This window comes from Arthrobacter jinronghuae, assembly GCF_025244825.1.
Classification (GTDB): Bacteria; Actinomycetota; Actinomycetes; order Actinomycetales; family Micrococcaceae; genus Arthrobacter_B; species Arthrobacter_B jinronghuae.
On the sequence record NZ_CP104263.1, the window covers coordinates 1,132,668 to 1,156,565 of the forward strand.

Annotated in this window: 25 protein-coding genes; 20 read left to right on the top strand and 5 right to left on the bottom strand. The window is 63.8% G+C overall.

Annotated elements, in window-relative coordinates; genetic code table 11:
• Positions 1–4: 4 nt before the first annotated feature.
• Positions 5–385, bottom strand: a complete 381-nt coding sequence (locus N2K98_RS05130; RefSeq protein WP_255798631.1) for a hypothetical protein — start codon at positions 383–385, stop codon at positions 5–7.
• 143 nt (positions 386–528) lie between these two features.
• On the opposite strand from N2K98_RS05130, the gene N2K98_RS05135 reads away from it, so the two are divergent.
• Positions 529–846, top strand: a complete 318-nt coding sequence (locus N2K98_RS05135; RefSeq protein WP_255866258.1) for a DUF6457 domain-containing protein — start codon at positions 529–531, stop codon at positions 844–846.
• Positions 847–961: 115 nt separating this feature from the next.
• Here the strand turns inward: N2K98_RS05135 and N2K98_RS05140 are convergent, their stop codons facing one another.
• Positions 962–3,310, bottom strand: coding sequence for an FdhF/YdeP family oxidoreductase (locus N2K98_RS05140; protein ID WP_255798633.1), 2,349 nt, complete (start codon positions 3,308–3,310; stop codon positions 962–964).
• Between the two features lie 334 nt (positions 3,311–3,644).
• On the opposite strand from N2K98_RS05140, the gene N2K98_RS05145 reads away from it, so the two are divergent.
• The 7 genes from N2K98_RS05145 (at position 3,645) to N2K98_RS05175 (ending at position 7,222) form a co-directional block, all read left to right on the top strand.
• Complete coding sequence (locus tag N2K98_RS05145) at positions 3,645–3,980, top strand: hypothetical protein (protein ID WP_255767095.1); 336 nt, start codon at positions 3,645–3,647, stop codon at positions 3,978–3,980.
• A gap of 78 nt (positions 3,981–4,058) precedes the next feature.
• Positions 4,059–4,364, top strand: coding sequence for a pore-forming ESAT-6 family protein (locus N2K98_RS05150; protein WP_227924368.1), 306 nt, complete (start codon positions 4,059–4,061; stop codon positions 4,362–4,364).
• Positions 4,365–4,625: 261 nt separating this feature from the next.
• A complete protein-coding gene (locus tag N2K98_RS05155) occupies positions 4,626–4,961 on the top strand; it encodes a hypothetical protein (RefSeq protein ID WP_255767095.1) in 336 nt (111 codons plus the stop codon).
• Positions 4,962–5,039: 78 nt separating this feature from the next.
• On the top strand, positions 5,040–5,345 hold the full coding sequence (locus N2K98_RS05160; RefSeq protein WP_227924368.1) for a pore-forming ESAT-6 family protein: 306 nt from the start codon (positions 5,040–5,042) through the stop codon (positions 5,343–5,345).
• Between the two features lie 3 nt (positions 5,346–5,348).
• A complete protein-coding gene (locus N2K98_RS05165) occupies positions 5,349–5,801 on the top strand; it encodes a hypothetical protein (protein ID WP_255866543.1) in 453 nt (150 codons plus the stop codon).
• Positions 5,802–5,876: 75 nt separating this feature from the next.
• On the top strand, positions 5,877–6,329 hold the full coding sequence (locus N2K98_RS05170; protein WP_255866544.1) for a hypothetical protein: 453 nt from the start codon (positions 5,877–5,879) through the stop codon (positions 6,327–6,329).
• A gap of 14 nt (positions 6,330–6,343) precedes the next feature.
• On the top strand, positions 6,344–7,222 hold the full coding sequence (locus N2K98_RS05175; protein ID WP_255798900.1) for a hypothetical protein: 879 nt from the start codon (positions 6,344–6,346) through the stop codon (positions 7,220–7,222).
• A 560-nt stretch (positions 7,223–7,782) separates the two neighbouring features.
• On the opposite strand, the gene N2K98_RS05180 is transcribed toward N2K98_RS05175, so the two are convergent.
• Entirely contained in the window at positions 7,783–7,926 is a 144-nt protein-coding gene (locus N2K98_RS05180; protein WP_255866545.1) for a hypothetical protein, read from the bottom strand.
• A 184-nt stretch (positions 7,927–8,110) separates the two neighbouring features.
• On the opposite strand from N2K98_RS05180, the gene ligA reads away from it, so the two are divergent.
• The 4 genes from ligA to N2K98_RS05200 all read left to right on the top strand — a co-directional run bounded on the left by ligA (position 8,111) and on the right by N2K98_RS05200 (position 14,080).
• A complete protein-coding gene (ligA, locus tag N2K98_RS05185) occupies positions 8,111–10,378 on the top strand; it encodes an NAD-dependent DNA ligase LigA (protein ID WP_255866546.1) in 2,268 nt (755 codons plus the stop codon).
• Complete coding sequence (locus N2K98_RS05190; protein WP_255866547.1) at positions 10,375–11,169, top strand: inositol monophosphatase family protein; 795 nt, start codon at positions 10,375–10,377, stop codon at positions 11,167–11,169. Before ligA ends, N2K98_RS05190 begins: the two co-directional genes overlap by 4 nt.
• A 44-nt stretch (positions 11,170–11,213) precedes the next feature.
• Positions 11,214–12,068, top strand: a complete 855-nt coding sequence (locus N2K98_RS05195; protein WP_255866548.1) for a phosphotransferase — start codon at positions 11,214–11,216, stop codon at positions 12,066–12,068.
• Positions 12,069–12,412: 344 nt separating this feature from the next.
• Positions 12,413–14,080, top strand: a complete 1,668-nt coding sequence (locus N2K98_RS05200) for an HNH endonuclease (RefSeq protein WP_255866549.1) — start codon at positions 12,413–12,415, stop codon at positions 14,078–14,080.
• Positions 14,081–14,157: 77 nt separating this feature from the next.
• Here the strand turns inward: N2K98_RS05200 and N2K98_RS05205 are convergent, their stop codons facing one another.
• Positions 14,158–14,910 (bottom strand): class I SAM-dependent methyltransferase, encoded by a 753-nt coding sequence (locus N2K98_RS05205; RefSeq protein ID WP_255866550.1) that lies wholly within the window; start codon positions 14,908–14,910, stop codon positions 14,158–14,160.
• A 146-nt stretch (positions 14,911–15,056) separates the two neighbouring features.
• Here N2K98_RS05205 and N2K98_RS05210 point away from each other — a divergent pair, with 146 nt between their 5' ends.
• From N2K98_RS05210 to gatB, 5 genes are all read left to right on the top strand, one after another.
• Positions 15,057–15,524, top strand: a complete 468-nt coding sequence (locus tag N2K98_RS05210) for a TraR/DksA family transcriptional regulator (protein WP_255866551.1) — start codon at positions 15,057–15,059, stop codon at positions 15,522–15,524.
• A gap of 120 nt (positions 15,525–15,644) precedes the next feature.
• Positions 15,645–16,139: a GNAT family N-acetyltransferase gene (locus tag N2K98_RS05215; RefSeq protein WP_255798907.1), complete on the top strand. Its 495-nt coding sequence runs from the start codon at positions 15,645–15,647 to the stop codon at positions 16,137–16,139.
• Between the two features lie 292 nt (positions 16,140–16,431).
• Positions 16,432–16,728, top strand: coding sequence for an Asp-tRNA(Asn)/Glu-tRNA(Gln) amidotransferase subunit GatC (gene gatC / locus N2K98_RS05220; protein ID WP_146363477.1), 297 nt, complete (start codon positions 16,432–16,434; stop codon positions 16,726–16,728).
• Positions 16,729–16,736: 8 nt separating this feature from the next.
• Positions 16,737–18,239 carry an Asp-tRNA(Asn)/Glu-tRNA(Gln) amidotransferase subunit GatA gene (gatA, locus tag N2K98_RS05225; RefSeq protein ID WP_255798908.1) on the top strand — a complete coding sequence of 501 codons (1,503 nt, stop codon included), beginning with the start codon at positions 16,737–16,739 and terminating at the stop codon, positions 18,237–18,239.
• Positions 18,240–19,757, top strand: a complete 1,518-nt coding sequence (gene gatB / locus N2K98_RS05230; RefSeq protein WP_227924395.1) for an Asp-tRNA(Asn)/Glu-tRNA(Gln) amidotransferase subunit GatB — start codon at positions 18,240–18,242, stop codon at positions 19,755–19,757. It begins immediately after the preceding gene.
• A 72-nt stretch (positions 19,758–19,829) separates the two neighbouring features.
• Here gatB and N2K98_RS05235 read toward each other — a convergent pair whose 3' ends face one another.
• Positions 19,830–20,603: a FadR/GntR family transcriptional regulator gene (locus N2K98_RS05235; RefSeq protein ID WP_255798909.1), complete on the bottom strand. Its 774-nt coding sequence runs from the start codon at positions 20,601–20,603 to the stop codon at positions 19,830–19,832.
• Positions 20,604–20,732: 129 nt separating this feature from the next.
• On the opposite strand from N2K98_RS05235, the gene N2K98_RS05240 reads away from it, so the two are divergent.
• The 3 genes from N2K98_RS05240 (at position 20,733) to N2K98_RS05250 (ending at position 23,896) form a co-directional block, all read left to right on the top strand.
• On the top strand, positions 20,733–22,016 hold the full coding sequence (locus N2K98_RS05240; protein WP_255866552.1) for an ABC transporter substrate-binding protein: 1,284 nt from the start codon (positions 20,733–20,735) through the stop codon (positions 22,014–22,016).
• A 73-nt stretch (positions 22,017–22,089) separates the two neighbouring features.
• Positions 22,090–23,013, top strand: a complete 924-nt coding sequence (locus tag N2K98_RS05245) for a carbohydrate ABC transporter permease (RefSeq protein ID WP_255866553.1) — start codon at positions 22,090–22,092, stop codon at positions 23,011–23,013.
• Position 23,014: 1 nt separating this feature from the next.
• Positions 23,015–23,896 (top strand): carbohydrate ABC transporter permease, encoded by an 882-nt coding sequence (locus N2K98_RS05250; protein ID WP_255866554.1) that lies wholly within the window; start codon positions 23,015–23,017, stop codon positions 23,894–23,896.
• Positions 23,897–23,898: the final 2 nt, after the last annotated feature.

Sequence of the window (23,898 nt, forward strand, 5' to 3'; positions counted from 1 at the left end):
GCGGCTAGGATCCTGTCTGCATCGAAAAGGCAACGTTGTACCGGCCGCCGGCGGGGCCGGCGTCGTAATCCGCCCCGTGGGGGTCCGAAGAGCGGTGCGGAGCAGAGTTTTGCTGCCGGCGCTGCTCTTCCTGCTTTTGGCGGTTCTCTTCCAGGAGGTTGCTGACAAAGGAGTACCCCACGCAGACCGCGGCGATGACTGCTGCGGCCGCCACGCTGAACAGGAACAGGCGCACGCTGTCCATCCACCGGCGCTCGTTCGGGTTTTCCCCGTACAGCAGGGCGCCGAGCAGCCGGTTCCGGCGCACGGTCACGGATTCGATCAGCTGATTGTCATAATCGCTCGCCAAAATAAGTCCCCCCACCACTTGGACAAGTACCGACATATCCTTACACGATCCGGGTGGGGTCTGCGTCACACTCGCCGGAGCCGCACCGTTGAAGCTGAGGCGTACGTTGTGTGTGCCGGGCCACGGGTGCTAAAGCTTGACTAATTACTTACCGCACACGCACCGATGAAGGAGCCGCAATGAGCACCAACCCGGAGATGGAAGAGCGCCGACTGAACGACTGGAGCAGGCGCCTCACCCAGGCGCTGCAGATCCTGGATCTTGAAGTGGACCACAAGATGCTTGTGGAGCTGGGGGAGAAATCGGCCGAGACCGTTGCAGACAACGCGGGCCTGGTCAGCGCCTTTGTGGTCGGGTACGCAGCCGGACTCACCACTACCAGCGGGCGGAAATCCTCGGAAGAAGCGGTTCAAAAGGCGGCAGGCACCGCCTTCCAGCTGGCCGAGACCGGTCTGGAAGGGTCGGACCAGCCGGGTTGGAAGGGCTCTGCCCAGTAAGCAGCCCGTTGGGGCCAGGTCATTGCGGGCCCACCCATCCGAAGATACAACAACAGGCCAGGACCGAAGTCCTGGCCTGTTGTGCGTCTTGGCTGTTGCTGCCTACGTGGGTGCCCTACACCGGAGCCGTTTCGCGGCGCATCTTGTCTTCCGGCCCCGCAGCCTGCTGTGCGGCCGGTTCCACCCGGACCAGCACGGTCTTGGACACCGGGGTGTTGCTGCCCTCGGCAACATGGTCCAGCGGTACGAGCACGTTGGCTTCCGGGTAGTACGCAGCTACGCAGCCCTTGGGCGTGGGGTAGGAGACCACCCGGAAATTGCGCAGGACGCGCTCGGCGCCGTCGTGGTGGACACCGTGGATGTCGATGTACTGGCCGTCTGCCAGGCCGAGTTCCTCGATGTCGCCGGAGTTCATAAACAGCACGTGGCGGCCACCCTTGATGCCGCGGTACCGGTCATTGTGCCCGTAGATGGTGGTATTCCACTGGTCATGTGAACGCATGCTCTGCAGCAGCAGGGTGCCTTCCGGACGCTGCACCGCTTCCAGGTCATTAACCGTAAGGACGGCCTTGCCCGTCGGGGTGTGGAAGGACCGCGAATCGCGGGGGCCGTTGGGCAGTACAAACCCGCCCTCGTGCCGGATCCGCTCGTTGTAGTCTTCGCAGCCCTCCACTACCCGCGAGATGTGGTCCCGGATCAGGTCGTAGTCCTTTTCGAAGCCGGCCCAGTCGGCGTCAATCCGGTCGCCGATCACCAGGGCACCGAGCCGGGCGACGAGGGCCGGTTCGGAGAGCAGGTTCTTCGAGACAGGTTCCACCCCGCCGTGCGAGGCATGGACCACGCAGACCGTGTCCTCCACCGAAACGAACTGCCGGCCGGTTTCCTGGACGTCGATTTCGGTGCGGCCCAGAACCGGAAGGATCAGCGCTTCCTTGCCGGTGACCAGGTGGGAGCGGTTGAGCTTGATGGACATCTGCACGGTCATGTCCGTCTTTTGCATGGCAGCCTCGGCGAACTGGGTGTCCGAGATGGCGGAGATCAGGTTGCCCCCGAGTGCCATGAAGAATTTGATCCGGCCGTCCTGCATCCTGAGGAAGGTTTCCACGGCGTCGGCGCCGTGGTCGCGCGGCGGGTCGAAGTTGAATTCCTTGCCGAGTGCGTCCAGGAAGGTCCCCGGCATCTGTTCCCAGATGCCCATGGTGCGGTCGCCCTGAACGTTGCTGTGCCCGCGGATGGGGGCGGCGCCGGCACCGGGCTTGCCGATGTTGCCGCGCAGCAGCAGGAGGTTGATGATCTCCTTGATGGTGGCAACGCCCTTTTTCTGCTGGGTGATGCCCATTGCCCAGGTGATGATCACCTTTTCAGCCCGCAGGTAGCGCTCGGCCAGTTCGTCGATTTCCTCGGCGCGCAGCCCGGTGGCTTCCAGCACTTCCTCATCGTCGAGCAGCAGCAGATGTTCCTTGAGGTCTGCCAGCCCCTCGCAGTGCTCCTCGAGGAATTCGTGGTCGAGGACGGTTCCCGGGTTCTTGTCCTCTGCCTCGAACACCCGCTTGGAAATGGCCTGGAGCAGGGCCATGTCCCCGCCGAGCCGGATCTGCAGGAACTGGTCCGCGAGCTCGGTGCCCTTTCCTGCGATGCCCCGGGCCTTCTGGGGGTTCTTGTAGCGCTTCAGCCCGGCTTCGGGAAGCGGGTTCACGGCTACGATGTTGCCGCCGTTGCGCTTGCACAGTTCCAGTGCGGTGAGCATGCGCGGATGGTTGGTGCCCGGGTTCTGGCCCATGAGGATGATCAGGTCGGCCTGCCCGAAATCGTCATAGGTTACCGTGGCCTTGCCGATTCCGATGGTCTGGCCCATGGCCCAGCCTGAGGACTCGTGGCACATGTTGGAGCAGTCGGGCAGGTTGTTCGTGCCATAGGCGCGAACGAACAGCTGGTACAGGAAGGCTGCCTCGTTGGAGGTACGCCCGCTGGTGTAGAACGCTGCTTCGTGCGGGGAATCCAGGGCCTTGAGCCGGTCGGCCACGATCCCCAGTGCTTCATCCCAGCCGACGGGACGGTAATGGTCTTCACCGGCGGGTTTGTACAGGGGCTCGGTCAGCCGGCCCTGCATGCCCAACCAGTATTCCGAGCGCCCGCGCAGGTCCGTGAGGCTGTGTTCGGCCCAGAAGTCCGAGGAAATAACCACCGGGGTGGCTTCCCACGTGACGGCCTTGACACCTTCTTCGCAGTATTCGAACGGGCTGCGGTCCTTCGGGTCCGGCCACGCGCAGCTCGGGCAGTCGAAGCCGTGCTTCTGATTCATGCGGAAGGTGGTCCCCAAGGCACGGGCGAGCCCCATGTGTTCAATGGCGGGTTTCATGGAGTGGTAGACGGCAGGAAGTCCCGCCGCCCACTCCTTCGGCTCTCCCTTGACCTCTATGTCGCTCTCGTTGACTTCCTTCACGCGGGGTTCTTTCCTGGCCACGCCGCACTTCCCTTCATCGCGAGGTCTGCCGCAAAAGCGGCGACTGCTTCTACCGCAGTTTATCTATCAACAGGCCTAGCAGTCAGGGCGCACCACCGCAAGGACTGCTGCCGTCCGACGGCGGCGGGCGCTTTGGGAATAGCCGGAACATTATCCGCGGGCACTGGCCACATGGGTAGTTCTGCCCATGTGTTTTCCTTGACCGGGTTGGTTTTGGTGGGTTTGATGGGGGTTACCGGCAAACGGAACGGGATTTACCTTTGGTGAATTCGTCCGCTGCTCGGGGGAACAGTTCGGACGAGGGCGCCGAGGGGTGCCGAAAAGGTGGTTTGCCATGAAGTTTGATATGGGTTCTTCGACCCTTGGGACGTTGACGCAGCAGACGAGTTCCTCCAATGAGGATCTGGGTCAGCTGGTGCGGAGCCTGATGGAGGCTGCGGCGCCGCTGGAGGGCAAGTTCAACGGTGCCGGCCGGGTGAAGTTTGACGAGTTCAAGGCCCGCACGGACGAGGTTGCCAATGAGCTCAACAGCTCCCTCTCGGCGATCCTGATGGGTCAGTCGGAGATGGACCGGCACTTCCAGACCGGTGACCAGGAGGCTGCGGACAATGCGGCCCAGCAGCAGGGGTCGGCGTCGTTCGACTCTGCGCGTTTCGGTTCTTCGCGCTAGTTCTTCTGTCCCTTTTTCAGTTCTTCCTTAGTTCCGTTGCTTTCCGGCGCGTGGGTGCCGGTGTTGAAAGGATTTGCCATGTCCCAGGATCGTTTGAGCTATGACACTGATACTTCCTCTGCGGTGCAGGGGGATATCCAGTCGATTGTTGCCCGGCTGGAGTCGTTGATCGGTGAGCGTGAGAAGGCTGTGAATGCGGCTATGTCGGATTTCCAGGCTGATGGTGTGTCGGAGGATTACCAGGCGGTGGAGAACCGTTTCCGGAATGCTGCCAATGAGACGCGGAACATTATTGCGTTGGTGAAGCAGACGCTGTCGCAGAATGATGAGACGGCTGCGGGTGCGGGTGCCCGGGCGAAGTCCGCCGTCCAAAACATCGGCTAATCACTGATTGCACAACACAACGGCGCCGGGCTGGATCCGGCGCCGTTGTTGTTTTAACCGAACCGCCTGCATGGCCCTTTTATTCGAGCTCGATCTCGATGGGTAGTTCTGCCCATGTGTTTTCCTTGACCGGGTTGGTTTTGGTGGGTTTGATGGGGGTTACCGGCAAACGGAACGGGATTTACCTTTGGTGAATTCGTCCGCTGCTCGGGGGAACAGTTCGGACGAGGGCGCCGAGGGGTGCCGAAAAGGTGGTTTGCCATGAAGTTTGATATGGGTTCTTCGACCCTTGGGACGTTGACGCAGCAGACGAGTTCCTCCAATGAGGATCTGGGTCAGCTGGTCCGGAGCCTGATGGAGGCTGCGGCGCCGCTGGAGGGCAAGTTCAACGGTGCCGGCCGGGTGAAGTTTGACGAGTTCAAGGCCCGCACGGACGAGGTTGCCAATGAGCTCAACAGCTCCCTCTCGGCGATCCTGATGGGTCAGTCGGAGATGGACCGGCACTTCCAGACCGGTGACCAGGAGGCTGCGGACAATGCGGCCCAGCAGCAGGGGTCGGCGTCGTTCGACTCTGCGCGTTTTGGTTCTTCGCGCTAGTTCTTCTGTCCCTTTTTCAGTTCTTCCTTAGTTCCGTTGCTTTCCGGCGCGTGGGTGCCGGTGTTGAAAGGATTTGCCATGTCCCAGGATCGTTTGAGCTATGACACTGATACTTCCTCTGCGGTGCAGGGGGATATCCAGTCGATTGTTGCCCGGCTGGAGTCGTTGATCGGTGAGCGTGAGAAGGCTGTGAATGCGGCTATGTCGGATTTCCAGGCTGATGGTGTGTCGGAGGATTACCAGGCGGTGGAGAACCGTTTCCGGAATGCTGCCAATGAGACGCGGAACATTATTGCGTTGGTGAAGCAGACGCTGTCGCAGAATGATGAGACGGCTGCGGGTGCGGGTGCCCGGGCGAAGTCCGCCGTCCAGAACATCGGCTGACTAATGCCTGAAGCATTGGGTGGTCTGGATTTGATTCTGCGTCGTTCCGAGTTGGAGACGGCGTTAGCGCGCGAGGTGGACGGGAGTGTGTCGGCTGGCTGGCGGTCACTCCGCTTCGAGGGGCGTGAGGCCGGTACTGTTTCGGAGGTCCAGCTCTTCGTCGACCGGAACGGTGTGGTGAAGAAGGAGGAACCCTCGGATCACTCCTTCGACCTCGTCGAGGAGTTGCGCAAGCTGATGTACCGGCCGGGGTACGGTACCTGGTTCTCCCTGACCGTGAAGATCGGTGACCAGGGGCAGGCTGAGACGCACTATAACTATGACGAAGAGGCAGCCTGGACTTTCCCTCTGTCTGACCAGTCCTATGTAGAAGACCAGCAGAGGTTCCCGCGGGATCCGGAGCATATTCCTGCGTGGCTGGCTCCGAAGCTCGGGCTTGGCGGCGCTTCCAACTAGTTCCACCGGGTGGGAGCCCAGGCTCCCGTCCGGCCATTAGCTGTGATTATCCGTTTCATTAGGGGGAACAGGGACGTGTCTGAAGAGTCAGTGACAGTGGATGCGGTTCTGCGGCGGACGGAGCTGGAACGGGATCTGGCTCGTGTTCTGGACGCGAGCGTGCCGGAGGGGTGGCAGTCCTTGAGGTACGAGGCGGCGTCTGCGGGAAGGGTGACGGAAGGTCTTCTCCATGTTGAGCGAAACGGCGTCGTACAACCTGTCGACTCGTCGGACGATGACTTCGCTCTGCTGAGGCAGCTACGCAAGCTAATGTATCGGCCGGGGTACGGCACATGGTTCTCCATGGAAATGCGTATTGATAGCCATGGCCATGTGGAAACGCACTACAACTTTGACCAGGAAGCGGACTGGAGTTTCCCGCTTGCCGACCAGTCCTATAAGCAGGACCAGCAGAAGTTTCCACGTGATCCGGAGCATATCCCGGCGTGGCTGGCTCCAAAGCTCGGGTTTGGCGGCCATGTTTCATAAAGAAAGCAGGGAACTTGATTTTTGAAAAGCCGCTAAGCCCGGCCCATGTGGGCACGATGGTGGAGGGCAACCGCGACACGATCGCCGGGTTCGTCCTGAACGCCGCCGACGTCGCACAGATGAAGTCGCCCCGGGAGCTGTACGAGGCCCACGGGCTGGGCTTCCCGGGCTCGCCGTGGGATCCGGCCGCCGGCTACCTCGACGTGCTGCGGTTCCAGGCGCCGCCGTCGGTCTACGTGCATTCGGCGACGGCGCCGGAGTTCGTGGACCGGCCGCCGTTCACCGGTACCGGGTTTGCCCGCTGGGGCGGGGGCGTTGCGCCGGTGTGGTTCCTGGACGAGTGCCGGATTCCCCCGCGTGCGCAGCTGTGGCGGATCCGGGAAGGTCAGCAGGATCAGTTGCTGGCGATGTACATTGACGCAGCCTCGGGGTGGGGCATCCTCGAGGGTTCCGGTATCTCCAGTCCTGCGCACACGGTGCCGCAGACGGTGATCGGTTGGGTAGCGGTCTGGGACGGTTTCCAGTTCCCGGCGGACGTGGTGGGTGACAAGGCGGTGCTGGCTGCGGCGTCGGAGCCGCCGGCCGAGATCACCGGGTTCCGGCGGACGATGCGCGGCTGCTGGAGCCGGGAGGTGCCGGTCTCCGAGTTGGATGACCTGTTCGAGGTCAATGCGGTGTGCCGGTGGCAGGGGCATCCCTTCCGGATTACGGATGTGGCGCACGACGGCGGTGCACGCATCTTCCGGTTGTTCTACACCGGGCACAACGCTGACGTCGCAGAGTCGCTGGGCTTGAACAAGGCAGATGCCGGGGTCTACTGGACGGTTCAGCCGGAGTCCGCCGTCACGGATGTCGAGATGTTCCAGAACCGGCTCAAGCCCGTCGCGGGCTAGGGTTCCAGATATTAGGGGGTTGGCAGGTGCCTGAAGAGTCAGTGGCAGTGGATGTGGTTTTGCAGCGCGCGGAGTTGGAGCGGGATTTAGCTCGACTTCTCGATGAAGGCGTACCAGAGGATTGGCAGTCCTAAGGCTCGAAGCGCGTGCGGCGGGAACGGCTACTCGTTCATGCCGGGGTGGCACCTATCCAAATCGTCGAGAAGTACCTGAAGAAGTAGGAACTATCAGCAGATAGCTGTCTGGCGGAATGGAAAGCAGGTGCTCGTGATTTTCAGGAACCGACCGGCCCGGCGCCGGATGACGCCGATGCGGGAAAGGGGCGTCCGGTTGTGAAGCGTCCGGCGGAGAGACTCCCTAATGGGATGCTGTGCCCACAGCATTACGCGGTGTGGAGAGGTCAGTGCTTTGGAGCGAGTCCGTTTAGGTACCCGGTCTATTTGCTTTGGACAAGTGGCGCGGACCGGCCTGGACCGGAGTGGTACGCCTCGGGTGATGTGAATGAATTCGGTCGACCCGCGAGTTGGATGCTTGAGGTTTCGAAGGAGGCGCTTGACCGTTTAGTCAAGGTGGAGGTAACGGCTAAGTGGAAGGGCAACGACCTTGGTCTGGTCCAATACGAGAACGGTATTGTCCACGCCCGTGTGGGTGTTGATCCGCATCAGCAGGTGAAGGTGGATCGAGGGGAAATCCCCGAAATTCATAGGCTCAGTTTTGGGGAGTATGTGGGGACCTTCCGCTGGGAGGAGCTTGAGGATATCCAAATGCTTGAGAAGGACTTGAAGAAGTAGGATCGGCCGACGCCGACGCCGACGCCGACGCCGACGCCCCGGCGTCGCAGTCCCGCAAAACTCCCGCAACCGGACGCGATACGGCAAGATTGGTTAGGTGAGCACAGCCAAGACTTCCCCTGAACCCACGGACACCGAAGCCGCCGTCGAGTCGGTCAGCACAGATACCCCGCCCGCGGGGGACCTGCGCGAGGAATATCAGACGCTCGCCGAGCAGGTGCGCCGCTACCGCTTCGCGTATTACAACGAAGACGCACCCCTGGTTTCGGACGCCGAGTTCGACCGGCTCTACCGCCGCCTGGAAGAGATCGAGGCGCTGCACCCCGAACTGGTCACCAACGACTCACCCACCCAGGAAGTAGGCGGCGAAGTATCCGCGGCCTTCTCTCCGGTGGAACACCTGCAACGTATGTACAGCCTCGAGGATGTTTTCTCCCTTGATGAGCTCGACGCCTGGGTACGCAAGGCCGAAGCGTCCGTGGCCAACATTGCCCCCGGTGCGAAGATCAAGTGGCTCACCGAGCTCAAGATCGACGGCCTTGCGGTCAACCTGCTCTACCGCAACGGCGAACTGGTCCGGGCCGCCACCCGCGGGGACGGCACCACGGGTGAGGACATCACCCACAACGTACTCACCATCGCCTCCATCCCGCGCACTCTCAAGGGCGAGGACTTGCCGGCGGAAATGGAAATCCGCGGCGAGGTCTTCATCCCCTCGAAGGAATTCGCGCACCTGAACGAAACCATGGTGGAAGCGGGCAAAGCGCCGTTCGCCAACCCGCGCAACGCCGCCGCCGGTTCCCTGCGGCAGAAGGACCCCGACGTCACCGCCCGCCGCCCGCTGAGCATGTACGTGCACGGTATCGGGGCACGCGAAGGACTCAACGTGGCGAGCCAGTCCGAGACCTACGAACTGCTGAAGCAGTGGGGACTGCCGACGTCGCCCTATTACAAGGTGCTGGACACTTACGAAGAAGTGCTGAAGTACATTGCCGACAACGGCGAGCACCGGCACGATCTCTCCCACGAAATCGACGGCATCGTGGTCAAGGTGGACGACTTCGGCCTGCAGCGCGCACTGGGCAACACATCCCGCGTGCCGCGCTGGTCCGTGGCCTACAAGTACCCGCCGGAGGAAGTGAACACCAAGCTGCTGGACATCCGCGTGAATGTTGGCCGCACCGGCCGGGTCACGCCCTACGGGATGATGACGCCGGTGCTGGTCTCCGGTTCGACGGTGGAAATGGCCACGCTGCACAACCAGGACGTGGTGAAGGCCAAGGGTGTGAAGATCGGCGACACAGTGGTGCTGCGCAAGGCCGGTGACGTGATCCCCGAAATCGTGGGCCCCGTCGTCGCACTCCGTGACGGCAGTGAACGCGACTTCGTGATGCCCACCCACTGTCCCTCCTGCGGCACGGAGCTGAAGCCGGCCAAGGAAGGGGACGTGGACATCCGCTGCCCCAACTCCAAGTCCTGCCCCTCGCAGCTGCGCGAGCGGGTGTTCCACCTGGCCGGCCGCGGTGCCTTCGATATCGAAGCGCTCGGCTGGGAAGCGGCTATCGCGCTCACCTCGCCGGCCGAGCCGGAAACCCCGCCGCTCACCAGCGAGGCGGGTCTGTTCGACCTGAAGATCGAAGACCTGGCGGACGTGCGGATCGAACGGCCGAAGCGAGTCAAGGGCGTGGTGGACGGCACCGAACTCGTGCCCTACTTCTACACCAAGGGCACCGCCAAGAAGCCGTCCGTGCCCAGCGCCACCACGCACAAGCTGTTCACCGAGCTTGAGAAGGCCAAGACCCAGCCGCTGTGGCGGGTCCTTGTGGCCCTGTCCATCCGGCACGTAGGCCCGACGGCGGCACGCGCCCTGGCGGGTGCCTTCGGCTCCATGGACGCCATCCGCGCCGCCACGGAAGAGCAGCTGGCGCATGTCGACGGCGTCGGCCCGACCATCGCGGCCGCCCTGAAGGAATGGTTCGCCGAGGACTGGCACCGCGAGATCGTGGACGCCTGGGCGGCCGCCGGGGTCCGGATGGCCGACGAGCGCGACGAATCCATGCCGCGGACGCTGGAGGGCCTGACCGTCGTCGTCACGGGCACGCTGCCCAACTTCAGCCGCGACGAAGCGAAGGAAGCCATCCTGACCCGCGGCGGCAAGGCTTCGGGCTCGGTCTCCAAGAAAACCGACTACGTGGTGGCCGGGGAGAACGCCGGCACCAAGCTGGACAAGGCCGAGCAGCTGGGGGTCCGCGTAATCGACGAAGACGGCTTCCGCACGCTGCTGGCCGAGGGATCCGTACCTGGCGGGCCGGTTCCGGCTGCTGAATCCGGGCCGGAGTCCGTGCCGGCCGGGGAGTCCGAATGATGCCGTTGCCCGACGCGGCGGACCCGCTGGAACTGCTCGAAGTGGCCCGCGAGGCGGCCGCAGCGGGTGCCGCTGTGCTGGCACAGCGCTCTGCCGGCGGCCTCAACGCGGTGAACAAGAGTGCCGACGGCGACTGGGTCACGGACTTCGATACCGCCGCCGAGGTCGCGGTCCGAGAGGTTCTTGCGCGTCTGCGCCCGCACGACACAGTGATGGGGGAGGAGCTGGAACCGGCCGTCCCGGTGCATCCCTCCGGCATCCGCTGGTCCATTGATCCGCTGGACGGCACCACCAACTTCATCCGCGACATCGTCTATTACGGCACCTCGGTGGCAGCGGTGAACGACGACGGCGAGTGGCTCGCCGGCGTCGTTCACGCTCCCGCGCTGGTACGCGTGTATTCGGCCGCCCGCGGACACGGTGCCTGGCTGGCCGAGCACGGCAGCGTCCGGAAGCTGACCGGTCCCGATCCGCAGCGGGTCGGGAAGCTGCTCGGCACCGGGTTCTCTTACGACGCCGGCGTGCGGTCCGAGCAGTACGCGGCGCTGCCCCAGCTGGCCGGGGAGTTCGCTGATGTGCGGCGGATGGGGTCCGCGGCCCTGGACCTGTGCATGGTGGCGGACGGTTCCTTGGATGCCTATATCGAGCGCGGTCTCAACGAATACGACTACGCCGCCGGTGCCCTGATTGCCGAGGAAGCCGGTGTGCCGGTCCAGCGTCCTCCGCAGCCTGCCAATGACGCCGAGCGGCTCGACGCCGTCACTGTCGCCGGAGCTGCGCTGCTGGGTTAGCTGTGGCCGGATCGGGCGCTAGTCTGCTGGAATAGTCTGCTGGGATGGAAACCTGGCATCGGAACCGGTTGAGCGCGCGGCAGGCTGAACTTGTCGAGTCTTGGCTGCCCGGGGTGCGTCTCGTTACCGATCTCTCCTGGAACCTTCTGGATACCGCGGTCCTTGAAGTAGTGGACGCACACCGCAGGTATGTAGTCAAAGCGGCAGGGCCCTCCAACCACCACATAGGACGTGAGATAGACGCCCACGAGTCATGGGTCAGGGTGTGGGCCCTGCAGAACCGTGCGCCCAAACTTGTCCAATCGGACCGTTCCGAGAACATCTTGGTCACGGAGTATTTGGACGGTTCCCTCGTCGAGGGAACCGCAGCTGAATACGACCCCGAGACGTATCGGCAGGCCGGGCATCTTTTGCGGATATTCCATGAGCAAACCGCGCGTACTGACGTCGACTATGAGGTGCGGGCCACTGCCAAAGAGTTGTCTTGGCTGGAGAAGCCGCACCGCATTTCCAAATCCCACGTTGCCCGGGTTAGGGCCATCCTCGACGGCTACCGGCCCAAGCCGGTGGTTCTCGTTCCGACGCATGGTGACTGGCAACCTCGCAACTGGCTTATGGACGGCAGCGAGCTGAGGGTCATCGACTTCGGCCGGTTCGAATTGAGGCCTGCCGCAACCGACCTTTGCCGCTTGGCGGTGCAGCAATGGAGGTCTCGCAGTTATCTGGAGGCCGCCTTCTTTGAGGGGTACGGACCGGACTCCAGGGACAGTGAACTCTGGAACGTAACGCTGCTGCGCGAAGCTGTCTCCACTGCTGCGTGGGCTTACCAAGTCGGCGACCATAAGTTCGAGGCACAAGGCCACCGGATGCTTCGGGATGCGCTGGCCAACTTCTCGTAGGTTGCATCTGCAGGGTTTATTCAGAAGCGATCTTCGGTGGTCTGGTCCTCGGTGGCTTGCTTCTACATGGCTTGCTACATGGCTTGCTCCGTGGTGGCCGGGTTGTCCGCTGCTTGTCCCTTAGTGGTCTGGTCCTCCGTGTCCTTTAGTGGTCTGGTCCTCCGCGCCACCCAGCCGGGCGGTCGGCACGGTGTCAGGGTTGAGCGTGCTAACTGGGCGCCGCCGACGGCTTGGTTTGTGGGTAGGTAGTTGCGTTCAAAAGACGGGTATTTCCGGTTTTCGGAGGAGGCTGTTTGAGGCTGTTTTTGGCCCGGAAATGTCAGTGCGGGATGAAATTGTGAGGTATGGATCAGCTCGGAAACACCGAACGGATAACCGAAGAACCAGGCAGTGAAGACCAGCAGCTGGATGGCACCGCTGGTGAAACGGATGCGCCCCGTGCGGCCTGCACCCTGTCGGTGTACCGGGCGGAACTGTCCGAGGACACTTCCACTCCCGACGACGCAGCAACCGCATCCACAGAGCCTGAAGGCGCTGGCCGCGTGCGTCCGAACGGAGAGGATGCCGGTGGTTTCCCAGACGGTTTTACCGGAACATTGGCGTTGCAGAACCTTGAAGCCTATGACGAGGACATGGTGGGCGATGCCCTGTTCCGGATGGCGCATTTGATGTCCTGGGTGCAGGCGCTTCAGGCGCGTCTGGTGAACCGGATGAATGAGATCTTTCGGGACGACTTCCACGCCGCGTCGGGGCAACTCGAGCCCGCGATGGCATTCAGCCTGGCATCTTCCGAATGTGCCGCCATCCTGAATGTTCCGCAGGTTACCGCCCAGCGGATGATGTTCGAAGCTGGCATGCTGTGCGGGACCCATGCCGCCACCCTGGCCGGGCTGGAGGACGGGCGCTTGTCGTACCAGCATGCGCAGGTGGTGCTGGAGCAATGCGAGAACGTTCCCGCCGAGAAACTGCCCGGGTTTGAAGCCGATCTGCTGGAGGCTGCAGAGGGGAAGACCCGGGCGCAGTTCTCCGCTAAGGCCCGGCGACTGCGTGAGAGGAAGTTTCCGGACACGATCAGCAAGAGGCATCTGACCGCCTTCGAGCAGCGCAAAGTCACCCTGGACCGCGAAGAGGACGGCATGTCCTGCCTCTCCGCCTATCTTCGGGCCGAGGAAGCCCAGCAGATCTACACGACCCTCAGCACCGCAGCGCGGGGTGAACAGGCCGCCGGCGATGGCCGCTCCACGGACCAACTGCGTGCCGACATCCTGGCCCAGTTGCTGATGGGCGGTCTGAGTTCAACGCACGTCCGAAATATGGGCGGAGCCAGCCGGGCGGGCGGCGCTACCGGTACCGGCTCATCGCCTGCTGACGGGGGAGACGGCAGCGGTGCGGTGGCAGATGAGAGCGGAACCGGCGGCAACGGCTCAGGGCCGGACGAGGTGATCGTGCCCCGCGCGGAGATTATGGTCTTGATCAACGCAGAAACCCTTTTCGGCGCCGACGACCAGCCAGCGGAACTGCACGGTTACGGACCTATCAGCGCAGAAGCCGCCCGAAGACTGGCCCGCAACGCTGCCGGATGGACCGGACTCGCCCAGGACCCGCAGACCGGTGAGATCCTAGGGGTAGGGAGGCGGCGGAAGGTCCCGGCCGGCCTCAGACGCTGGCTTCGGGCCCGGGACGGAACCTGCAGGTTCCCCGGCTGCCGGGTCAGCACCGCAAATGCGGACATCGACCACACCGTCGACTGGGTGAAAGGTGGCTCCACGGATCACGGAAACCTGGAGCACCTCTGCCGCCGGCACCACAGGTTCAAGACCCTCGGTTACTGGAAAGCCTGTCAGCCCTCGCCCGGCGTGATCGAGTGGACGTCGCCGACCGGACGCGTCTACCGGACCGAGCCCTATTTGGAACTTGACCCGCCGGGTCCGGCATTGGATCGGAGGGGGCCTTCCAGACCGAAGGATTCAGGGCAGGAAGATTGCCGGCAGGAACAGGCACCGCCATTCTGAGGTGGGTGCAGCCGATTCTGGTGGTTACCGGACTGCGGTCGCTACCGCCGCAGCTCCCTACTGGCCCGCCTACCGGGCTACCGCCGCGCAGCCACAATGATCTCCCGGCTGGACGCTTCCATGAACGGACCGCCCTCCCAGTCCCCGTACCAGTCCACGGAGTTGAAGCCGGCCCGTTCCAGCAGGTCCTTCAATACCTCGGCCCGCACAAACTTCAGGATGCTCCGGCTGACGAACCGCTCGCCGTCGGACCGGAAGAGGGTACGGTCCTCGAAAGTGACCAACACGCCGTCGTACTGCTCCTCGGCAGAGATCAGCTCCCACTCCACTTCGAGCGTGCCCGCAGAGGATTCCTGAATCTCGGGCCCGGTACTGCCGCTGTCCCACGCCAGCCATGCCTTCGCCGCAGGATTTCGGGTTTCGAAATAGAAGGTTCCCCCGGAGACGAGCCGGGACCGAACAGCCACCAGGGTTTCGAGGATCTCGGCCTCGGTCAGAAGGCACTGAAACGCATGCCCCGTCATAAGGGCAGCATCAAACGGACCGGGAGGAAGATCCGCAGCGGTGCCCTGCAGCCAGGTGACCTTCTCACCGCCGGCACGCGCCCGCGCCACCTCCAGCATGCCGCGCGCCGGATCGATGCCGGTCAACGTGTGGCCCGCCAGCGCCAGACGCACGGCGAAACTGCCGGTGCCGCATCCGACGTCGGCGATTCGGAGCGGCTTATCGCCGATAAGGCCGGCGTAAAAGTCGGTGTCCCACTGCCCGGCATTGTCTTCGTCATAGAGAGCCACGAGCCGCGGCTCGTTGTAATTCGTGTCAACCATCATTCCCCCGGATTCCGGACAGTTGACCCGAATCTTACCGGGATTAAGCCCTGAGGAAAGGACGGTCCAGAGCAACCGTTTTGCGCGTTCGTGCGACGGATAATTTATCCCGATGCATCCAGTGCAGCACCGACTCGCAGGAGGAACGCATGCCCCGAAAAGCACCCACGGCACCGCGGACGACGATCCGAGGGACACCCGAGCCCGCGCCGGTTACGCCGCAGACCCCGCCGACCCAGCAGACGCCGCAGACCCCGCAGGATCTGGATACGGCCTACTTCGCCCGCCTGATCGATGAGCGAATGGAACACACCCGCGAGCAGATCAGTACGCTGACGGCTGTGATCCGGGAAGTTACCCTGGCAGCCAAGGACATTCCGGCAGACGACGAACACGACCCCGAAGGAACCACCGTGTCCGTGGAAAGGGCCAACGAGGTGGCACTGCTGGCCGCAGCGGAAACATCGCTGATCGAACTGATGGAGGCACGGGAACGCCTGAACACCGATAGTTACGGCATCTGCGAACGCTGCGGGACAGCGATCCCGACGGCACGGCTCGAGATCCGCCCCGAAACCCGCTTCTGCGTGGAGTGCGCTTCAGTCCGCAGAAGGTGAGCGCGACGCCGCCGGTGCGGTTGAGCCATGTGCGCCGCCTCACCGCCGTCCGGAAACGCGGCAGGGCGGGGATAGAATCTACGTGCACTTCAACCAAGACCGTAAGGATCCGTAACACGCATGAGCATCACCATCCGGCTTGCCACCGAGGCTGACTTTGACGACATCCGCCGGATTACCCGTGAGGCTTACCTGCACGGCAACCACATCGAGGCCGACAATCCCTACGTCAAGGAACTGGAAAACGTCGAGGACCGCGCCAAGCACACCGAGCTGTGGGTAGCCGAGCTCGACGGAAAGGTGGCTGCCTCCGCCGCAATCACGTACGCCGGTCAGCCCTACACGGACATCGCCATTGAAGGCGAACTGGAATTCCGGATGCTCGCCGTGGATCCGGCCGTCCAGCGCGGGGGAGTGGGCCGCGCGATGGTCAACGCCATTGTCGACTATGCCCGGAACAAGGACGGCATCAACGCGGTCAGCCTCACCAGCATGACCACCATGCTGAACGCCCACGCCCTCTACCTGTCCTGCGGGTTTGAACGCGTTCCGGAGCGGGACTGGACCGTTCCCGGCGAGGACTACATTCTCTGGGTGTTCCGCAAGGCGGTCTAATCCTCCAGCAGTACGCGGCCCCGGCCGTCCCGGTGCCCGACGGCTGCGGGACGGCTTTTGTGCGTCGGCCCGGCCGTCCCGGTGCCCGACGGCGGCGGGACGGCTTTTGCGCGTCGGCCCCGGCCGTCCCGGTGCCCGACGGCGGCGGGACGGCTTTTGCGCGTCTGCAGCGGTCGGCAGCACGTCGGCAGCGTGTGGCGGCGGCCTCCATGCCCTGCCCCGAAACGCCGTAGACTGGAACGGATACCGGCGTAAAGCCGAAACACGTTCCTAAAAGACGCATGGGAGACTCATGTCTGAGATCAATCGTGAGGCTGTGGCGCATCTGGCGCGGCTGGCCCACATTGAGATGACCAACGACGAGCTGGACAAGATGGCCGGCGAACTCGATGTCATCGTGGATTCGATCAAATCCGTAAGCGAAGTTGCCGGCGAGGACATCCCGGCAACCTCCCACCCCATCCCGCTGACCAACGTCTTCCGTGAAGACGTTGTGGGGCAGACGCTGACCAATGAAGAAGCCCTGTCCGGCGCCCCGGACAACGCCGCCGGCCGCTTCAAGGTCCCCGCCATCCTGGATGAGGAGTAAAAGCTTCCATGAGTGAACTGATTACATCAAGCGCCGCACAGCTGGCCGCCAAGCTGGCTGCCGGCGAAGTGTCCGCCGTCGAGGTCACGCAGGCCCACCTGGACCGCATCGCGGAGGTGGACGGCGCCATCAACGCCTTCCTGCACGTCAACACCGACGAGGCGCTGCAGGTTGCCGCCGACGTCGACAAGGCCCGCGCCAACGGCGAGGAACTGCACGAACTGGCCGGCGTGCCCATCGCCATCAAGGACCTGATCGTCACCAAGGGCCAGCCCACCACGGCCGGCTCCAAGATGCTCGAGGGCTGGATGAGCCCCTACGACGCCACGGTGATCTCGAAGATCCGTGCCGCGCGTATGCCGATGCTCGGCAAGACCAACCTGGACGAGTTCGCCATGGGCTCCTCCACGGAACACTCCGCGTACGGCCCCACCCGCAACCCGTGGGACCTGGACCGTATCCCGGGCGGCTCCGGCGGCGGTTCCGCAGCCGCCGTCGCCGCTTTCGAAGCTCCGCTGGCGCTGGGCACCGACACCGGCGGATCCATCCGCCAGCCGGCCGCCGTCACCGGCTCCGTGGGCGTGAAGCCCACCTACGGCGGCGTCTCCCGCTACGGCGCAATTGCCATGGCCTCCTCGCTGGACCAGATCGGCCCGGTCTCCCGCACCGTGCTGGATGCTGCCCTGCTGCAGGAACTCATCGGCGGCCACGATCCCCGCGACTCCACCTCCCTGACGGACCCCGTGGGTTCACTGGCCGACGCCGCCCGCAACGGCAGCGTCGCCGGGATGCGGATCGGCGTCATCAAGGAACTGCAGGGCGAAGGCTACGAAGCCGGCGTCCAGGCCCGCTTCACTGAGTCCCTGGACATGTTGCGGGACGCGGGAGCGGAAATCGTTGAGGTGTCCTGCCCTAACTTCAAGTACGCACTCGGCGCCTACTACCTGATCATGCCGTCCGAGGCTTCCTCGAACCTGGCCAAGTACGACGGCGTCCGGTACGGCATGCGCGAACTGCCCGCCGAGCCGCCGCTGACCATCGAACGCGTTATGGGTGCCACCCGCGCCGCCGGCTTCGGCGACGAGGTCAAGCGCCGCATCATCCTGGGCACCTACGCCCTTTCCGCCGGCTACTACGACGCCTACTACGGCTCGGCCCAGAAGGTGCGCACCCTGATCCAGCGCGACTTCAACGCCGCGTTCGCGCAGGCCGACGTGCTGATCTCCCCGACCTCGCCCAACACGGCGTTCAAGCTCGGCGAAAAGCTGGACGATCCGCTGGCCATGTACCTGAACGACGTCGCCACCATCCCGGCCAACATGGCAGGCGTGCCGGGCATCTCCATCCCCGGCGGCCTGTCCGACGGCCTGCCCGTCGGCATCCAGTTCCTGGCCCCGGCCCGCGAAGACATCCGCCTCTACCGCGCCGGCGCAGCCCTCGAGGGCATGCTCGAGCAGAAGTGGGGCGGCCCGCTGCTGGCCTCGGCACCCGTACTCGGAGGAGTGAAGTAAATGTCCGTCCATATCCAGGATGAAACCCTGTCCTTCGAAGAGGCCATGGAGAAGTACGACCCGGTGCTGGGGTTCGAGGTCCACGTGGAGCTGAACACCAAAACCAAGATGTTCTCCGACGCCCCGAACATCTTCGGCGACGAGCCCAACACGGCCGTCACCCCGGTGGACCTGGGCATGCCCGGCGTGCTGCCGGTGGTGAACAAGAAGGCCGTGGAGTACTCGATCCTCATCGGCCTGGCCCTGAACTGCAAGATCGCCGAATCCTGCACCTTCGCCCGGAAGCAGTACTTCTACCCGGACACACCCAAGAACTTCCAGACCTCCCAGTACGAAGACCCCATCGCGTACGACGGCTACCTGGACATTGAGCTCGAAGACGGCACGGTGTTCCGCGTCGAGATTGAACGCGCGCACATGGAAGAGGACGCCGGAAAGCTGACCCACATGGGCGGCGCCGCCGGCCGCATCCAGGGCGCCGACTTCTCCCTGGTGGACTACAACCGCGCCGGTGTGCCGCTGGTCGAGATCGTCACCAAGCCGATCGAAGGCGCCGGTTCGCGTGCCCCCGAACTGGCCAAGGCCTACGTGGCCGCCATCCGGGAAATCGTCAAGAACCTCGGTGTCTCCGACGCCAAGATGGAGCGCGGCAACGTCCGCTGCGACGCCAACGTGTCGCTGCGTCCGTACGGCCAGGAAAAGTTCGGCACGCGTTCGGAAACGAAGAACGTGAACTCGCTGCGCGCCGTCGAACGCGCCGTCCGCTTCGAGATCCAGCGCCACGCCGCCGTCCTGGACTCCGGCAACGAGATTGTCCAGGAAACGCGCCACTGGCACGAGGACACCCGGTCCACCACCTCGGGCCGGCCGAAGTCCGACGCCGACGACTACCGGTACTTCCCGGAACCGGATCTCCTGCCCGTGGTGACCACCACGGAATGGATTGAAGAGCTGCGCTCCCGCCTGCCCGAGCCGCCGGCCGAGCGCCGCAAGCGGCTCAAGGAAGACTGGGGCTACTCCGACGCCGAGTTCCGCGACGTCGTCAACGCCGGAGTCATGGAAGCCATCGAGGAAACCATTGCCGCCGGCGCTTCCGCACAGGTGGCGCGCAAGTGGTGGATGGGTGAGGTTGCCCGCCGCGCCAAGGAAGCCGAAGTGGATCCGGTGGACGTAGGCGTCACGCCTGAGCTGATCGTGGAACTGGACCGCCTGGTCCAGGCCGGCAAGATCAACGACAAGCTGGCCCGCCAGGTCCTCGACGGCGTCCTCGCCGGCGAAGGCACCCCGGAGGAAGTCATCGACAAGCGCGGCCTGGCCGTGGTGTCCGACGACGGCCCCCTGCTTGAAGCGATCGACGCGGCGTTGGCGGCCCAGCCGGACGTTGCAGACAAGATCCGCGGCGGCAAGGTCCAGGCTGTCGGCGCCATCGTGGGCGGCGTTATGAAGGCCACCCGCGGGCAGGCCGACGCCGGCCGCGTCCGCGAGCTGATCCTGGAACGCCTCGGCGTGCAGGGCTGATAGTCCGGACTCCCGCCTGACGAGCAACCGCTGACCCCCGTGTGGCCTTAGGGCCGGACGGGGGTCGGCGCGTTAACGGCTTCCCGTCCCGTGCCGCGCCCAGAACTCAGAGGTCTCCTCCATGCTGCGCTCGACGATCCGTTCCATCGCCGCCTGGGCTGCGGATCCGTCCGCAGCCTGGACCGCAACCGCAATGTCCATGTGCAGCTGCAGCGCCTCGTGGTGGGGCAGATCCGGCATCAGGCCGTACTGTGCCCGCCCGACCAGGACCTCGGCGACCAGGCGATGCAGCTGGGCGAACATTTCATTGCCGGACGCGGTCAGCAGCAGCTGGTGGAACTGCACGTCCAGTCGCAGGAATTCCGCGGCATCGCCGGACTGGCCCGCAGCCCACATCCGGCCGGAGAGAAGAAGCAGTTCCGACACCTGGTCCGGTTCGGCGCGGACGGCCGCCAGACGGGCTGCCTGGGGTTCGACGGCGGTCCGCAGCTCCGCAAGGGAGCGCAGCTGCCCGAGCCGGTCGTTGGTGGCCAGCCGCCACCGGATGACCAGCGGATCAAAGAGGTTCCACTCCCTTGCCGGCAGGATCTCCACCCCCACTCTCCGGCGCGAGGCGACCATTCCCAGGGCGGACAGCACCCGCAGCACTTCCCTGATGACGGAACGCGAAACCGCCAGCTTTTCCTCGAACTCCTCGCTGCGCAGGATGTCACCGGCAGCCAGCTTCCCGCCGCAGATCGCCATGCCCAGATGCTCCAACACCTGCGCATGCAGACCGGACGGAGCCTGGGTGCTGTTCACGGCAGCGGCGCCGGGGGCGGCGGTGCCCCGTGGAGTCGTGGTCATCCTCGAATCATACGGCTTCCAAAACACTGTTGAATAAGTATGATTTATCCGCTAAAACTCTGCTCACCGCAGGCGTAACGAGGCGCCGGCGCGGGGGCCCGGACCGCCCCAGGGACGGATGGAGACGGCGTGGAGCGCAAAAAACTTGCACGAACGGCGGCAATACTCACGGCGGCAACGCTGGGGCTGGCAGCCTGCGGCAGTTCAGACGAGGGAGCCGAAGGCTCGGACACCATCCGGGTAACCGTGGCGAACCACGTCTGGACGGACACAATCAAGGCCGCGATACCCGAGTTTGAAGAGGAAACCGGCCTCAAGGTGGAACTGACCCAGCTGGGAGAAGACCAACTGTCGGATCAGTACAACGTCAAACTCAATGCGGGATCGGATGAAATTGACGTCATGATGTACCGCCCGCTGCAGGAAGGGCGCCTTTTTGCGGACAACGGCTATCTGGCTGACCTGAGCGAACGGGTCGAGAGCAACGAGGACTGGGACTGGAGCGACTTCCAGGAAGGTCCCGTCACAGCCACCACCTTTGAAGACCAGGTGGTGGGGGTTCCCATCATCACCGAACGGGAAGTCCTCTACTACCGCAAGGACCTGCTGGCGGCGGCCGGACTGGAGATTCCCTCGACCATGGAGGAACTGGAAGCTGCAGCGAGGACCATCTCCGAACAGAATCCAGGCACGGCGGGCTTTGTGGCCCGGACCGGCAAATCAGCAGCAGTCACGCAGTTCTCCAGCTTCCTGTTCAGCTTCGGCGGAGACTTCCTGGAGGACGGCAAGTCCGCCGTCGGCTCCGAAGAAGCCAAAGAGGCCTATGCCTTCTACGGCGGGCTGATCAATAAATACGGTCCGGAGAACGTCAGCACGGACATGAGCTGGTCCGAAGCCATGGCGATCTTCACCCAGGGCGGCGCAGCGTTCTACACCGAGGCCGATTCCCTCTACAAGAACGCCACAGACCCGGCGAAGTCGAAAGTGGCGGAGACCGTCGGGTTCGCTCCGCTGCCCGCCGGACCGGCGGGGTCCAAGCCGTACAACATTCCGTCCTGGAGCTTGGCCATCAACGAGGCCTCGCAGAACCAGGACAACGCGTGGAAGTTCATCGAATGGGCCACCAGCAAGGACATGACCCTGCAGATCCAGCAGAGCGGCGTCCCGGGGCCGCGGTCCTCCGTGTGGGCGGATGAATCGGGCACGTCCACGTATCCGGAGGATCTGGCGGAAGCCATCACCGTCAGCGCCGAGAACGGGGTGGGACATGACCGGCCCCTGGTGAAGTCGGTGGCTGAAGCACGCGAGATTGTCGGCGGTCCTATTGTCGCCGCCATCACCGGAGAGGATTCCGACAACGCGGCAGACACCGCACAGTCGGACTTCGAGAAATTCCTCGAGGGCGAACAGTAACTCCCGGGGCTGCCGGCCCGGGCTCCCCGGACCGGCAGCCCCGGTTCCCGCAACTGCTTTCAAAGGCGAAACGATGGCTGCTGTTCTAACCCCGGTCCGGAAGACAGCCGGACAATCCTTTTCCGACTGGGCCAACGCCCACCGCAAATGGCTGTTTGCTGCACCCGCCATGATCTTCGTCGGGCTGCTGATTGTCTTCCCGGTGGCCTGGACCCTGTATCTGAGCCTGACGGACGCATCCGGCTCGGTGCGGGCCGATTCGGATTTCATTGGCCCGGACAACTACCTGACCGTGCTGACGGACACCGACCGCTTCTGGCCCGCCGCCGGCCGTACCGCGTATTTCACCGTCTCTGCCCTGGCCGTGGAACTGGTCCTGGGGATGTGTATTGCCCTGTTGCTGTGGCGGCCGTTCCGGGGCGAGAAATGGGTGCGCGTTGCGATCCTGCTGCCGCTGGTGGCGACACCGGTGGCGGTGGGCATGATGTGGCGGCTGATCTTCGACCCGAACATAGGTTTTGCAAACCAGATGCTCGGCTGGGTGGGGATTCCGCCGCAGCCATGGCTCTCGGGTGTTGAGTCCGCCCTGCCGACCACCATCTTCATCGACATCTGGCAGTGGACACCCATGATCGTACTCATTCTGCTGGCGGGCCTGACCTCGCTGTCCGACGAACCGGACGAGGCGGCACGCATCGACGGTGCGAGTGCCTGGCAGCGCTTCCGGTACGTGACGCTGCCGTTGATGATGCCGACGGTGATTGTGGCAGTGCTGCTGCGCAGCATCGACGCACTGAAAACCTTTGACATCCTCTACGCCACCAAGGGCAAGGGCGGCGGGTCCTTCAACGAAGTGGAAACGCTGAACATCTACGCCTACGGCCTGAGCTTCGACTACAACAAATACGGGCTGTCATCCACGGTGCTGATCCTGTTCTTCCTGATCATTGTCGGCATCATGTTCTTCCTGACCCGGCGCCGGAAAGGAACCAACTGAAATGAGTGCCGTTACCGAGCTGCCCGAGTCCTTCACCCCGGTTGAGGCAACCGGCCGCCGCCGCAAACCCCTGCGCAGCCGCGCCTACAAATGGTTCCGCGTCTGCGCCCTGGTGCTGGTGGTCCTGCTGCTCCTGGCACCGCTGGCCTGGATGGTCCTGGCATCATTCAAGACGAACGTGGACATTTACGACGCCGCGAAGTCGCTGATCTTCACACCCACCTTCGAGAACTACGCGAACGTCCTGGCGCGCAACAACTATTTCGTTTTCATCTTCAACAGCTTCTGGGTGGCGTTCGCCTCCACGCTGCTGTCCCTGCTGCTGGGCGTGCCGGCGGCGTATGCCATGAGCCGCTTCTCCATGCAGCGTTCCGCGCTGGTGGTGCTGATGGCGCGGATCATTCCCGGCGTGAGCCTGCTGGTGCCGTGGTACTACGTCTTTTCGAACCTGCGGATGGTGGGCGGGTTCAGCGTCCTCATCCTCAGCCACATGTTCGTGGCGCTGCCCCTGATCGTCTACATCATGATGAGCTACTTCGATTCGCTCCCGCTGGAGCTGGAGGAATCGGCCCAGGTGGACGGGCTCTCACCCATCGGTGCCTTCCGGCTGATTACGCTGCCGCTCTCCGTACCGGGGATCATGACCGCCGGCATCCTGTCCTTTATCTTCTCCTGGAACAATTTCATGTTCGCCCTGGTGCTTTCGGGGTCTTCCACCAAGACCCTTCCGGTAGCGATCTTCGATTTTGTGTCCTACGCAAGTATCGACTGGGGCGGACTCATGGCTGCCGCCACCGTGGTCACCATTCCGATTATGGTTATCGCCCTGTTCACTCAAAAATACGTAGTCAGCGGCCTTACCGCCGGCGCGACCAAGGGATAGGC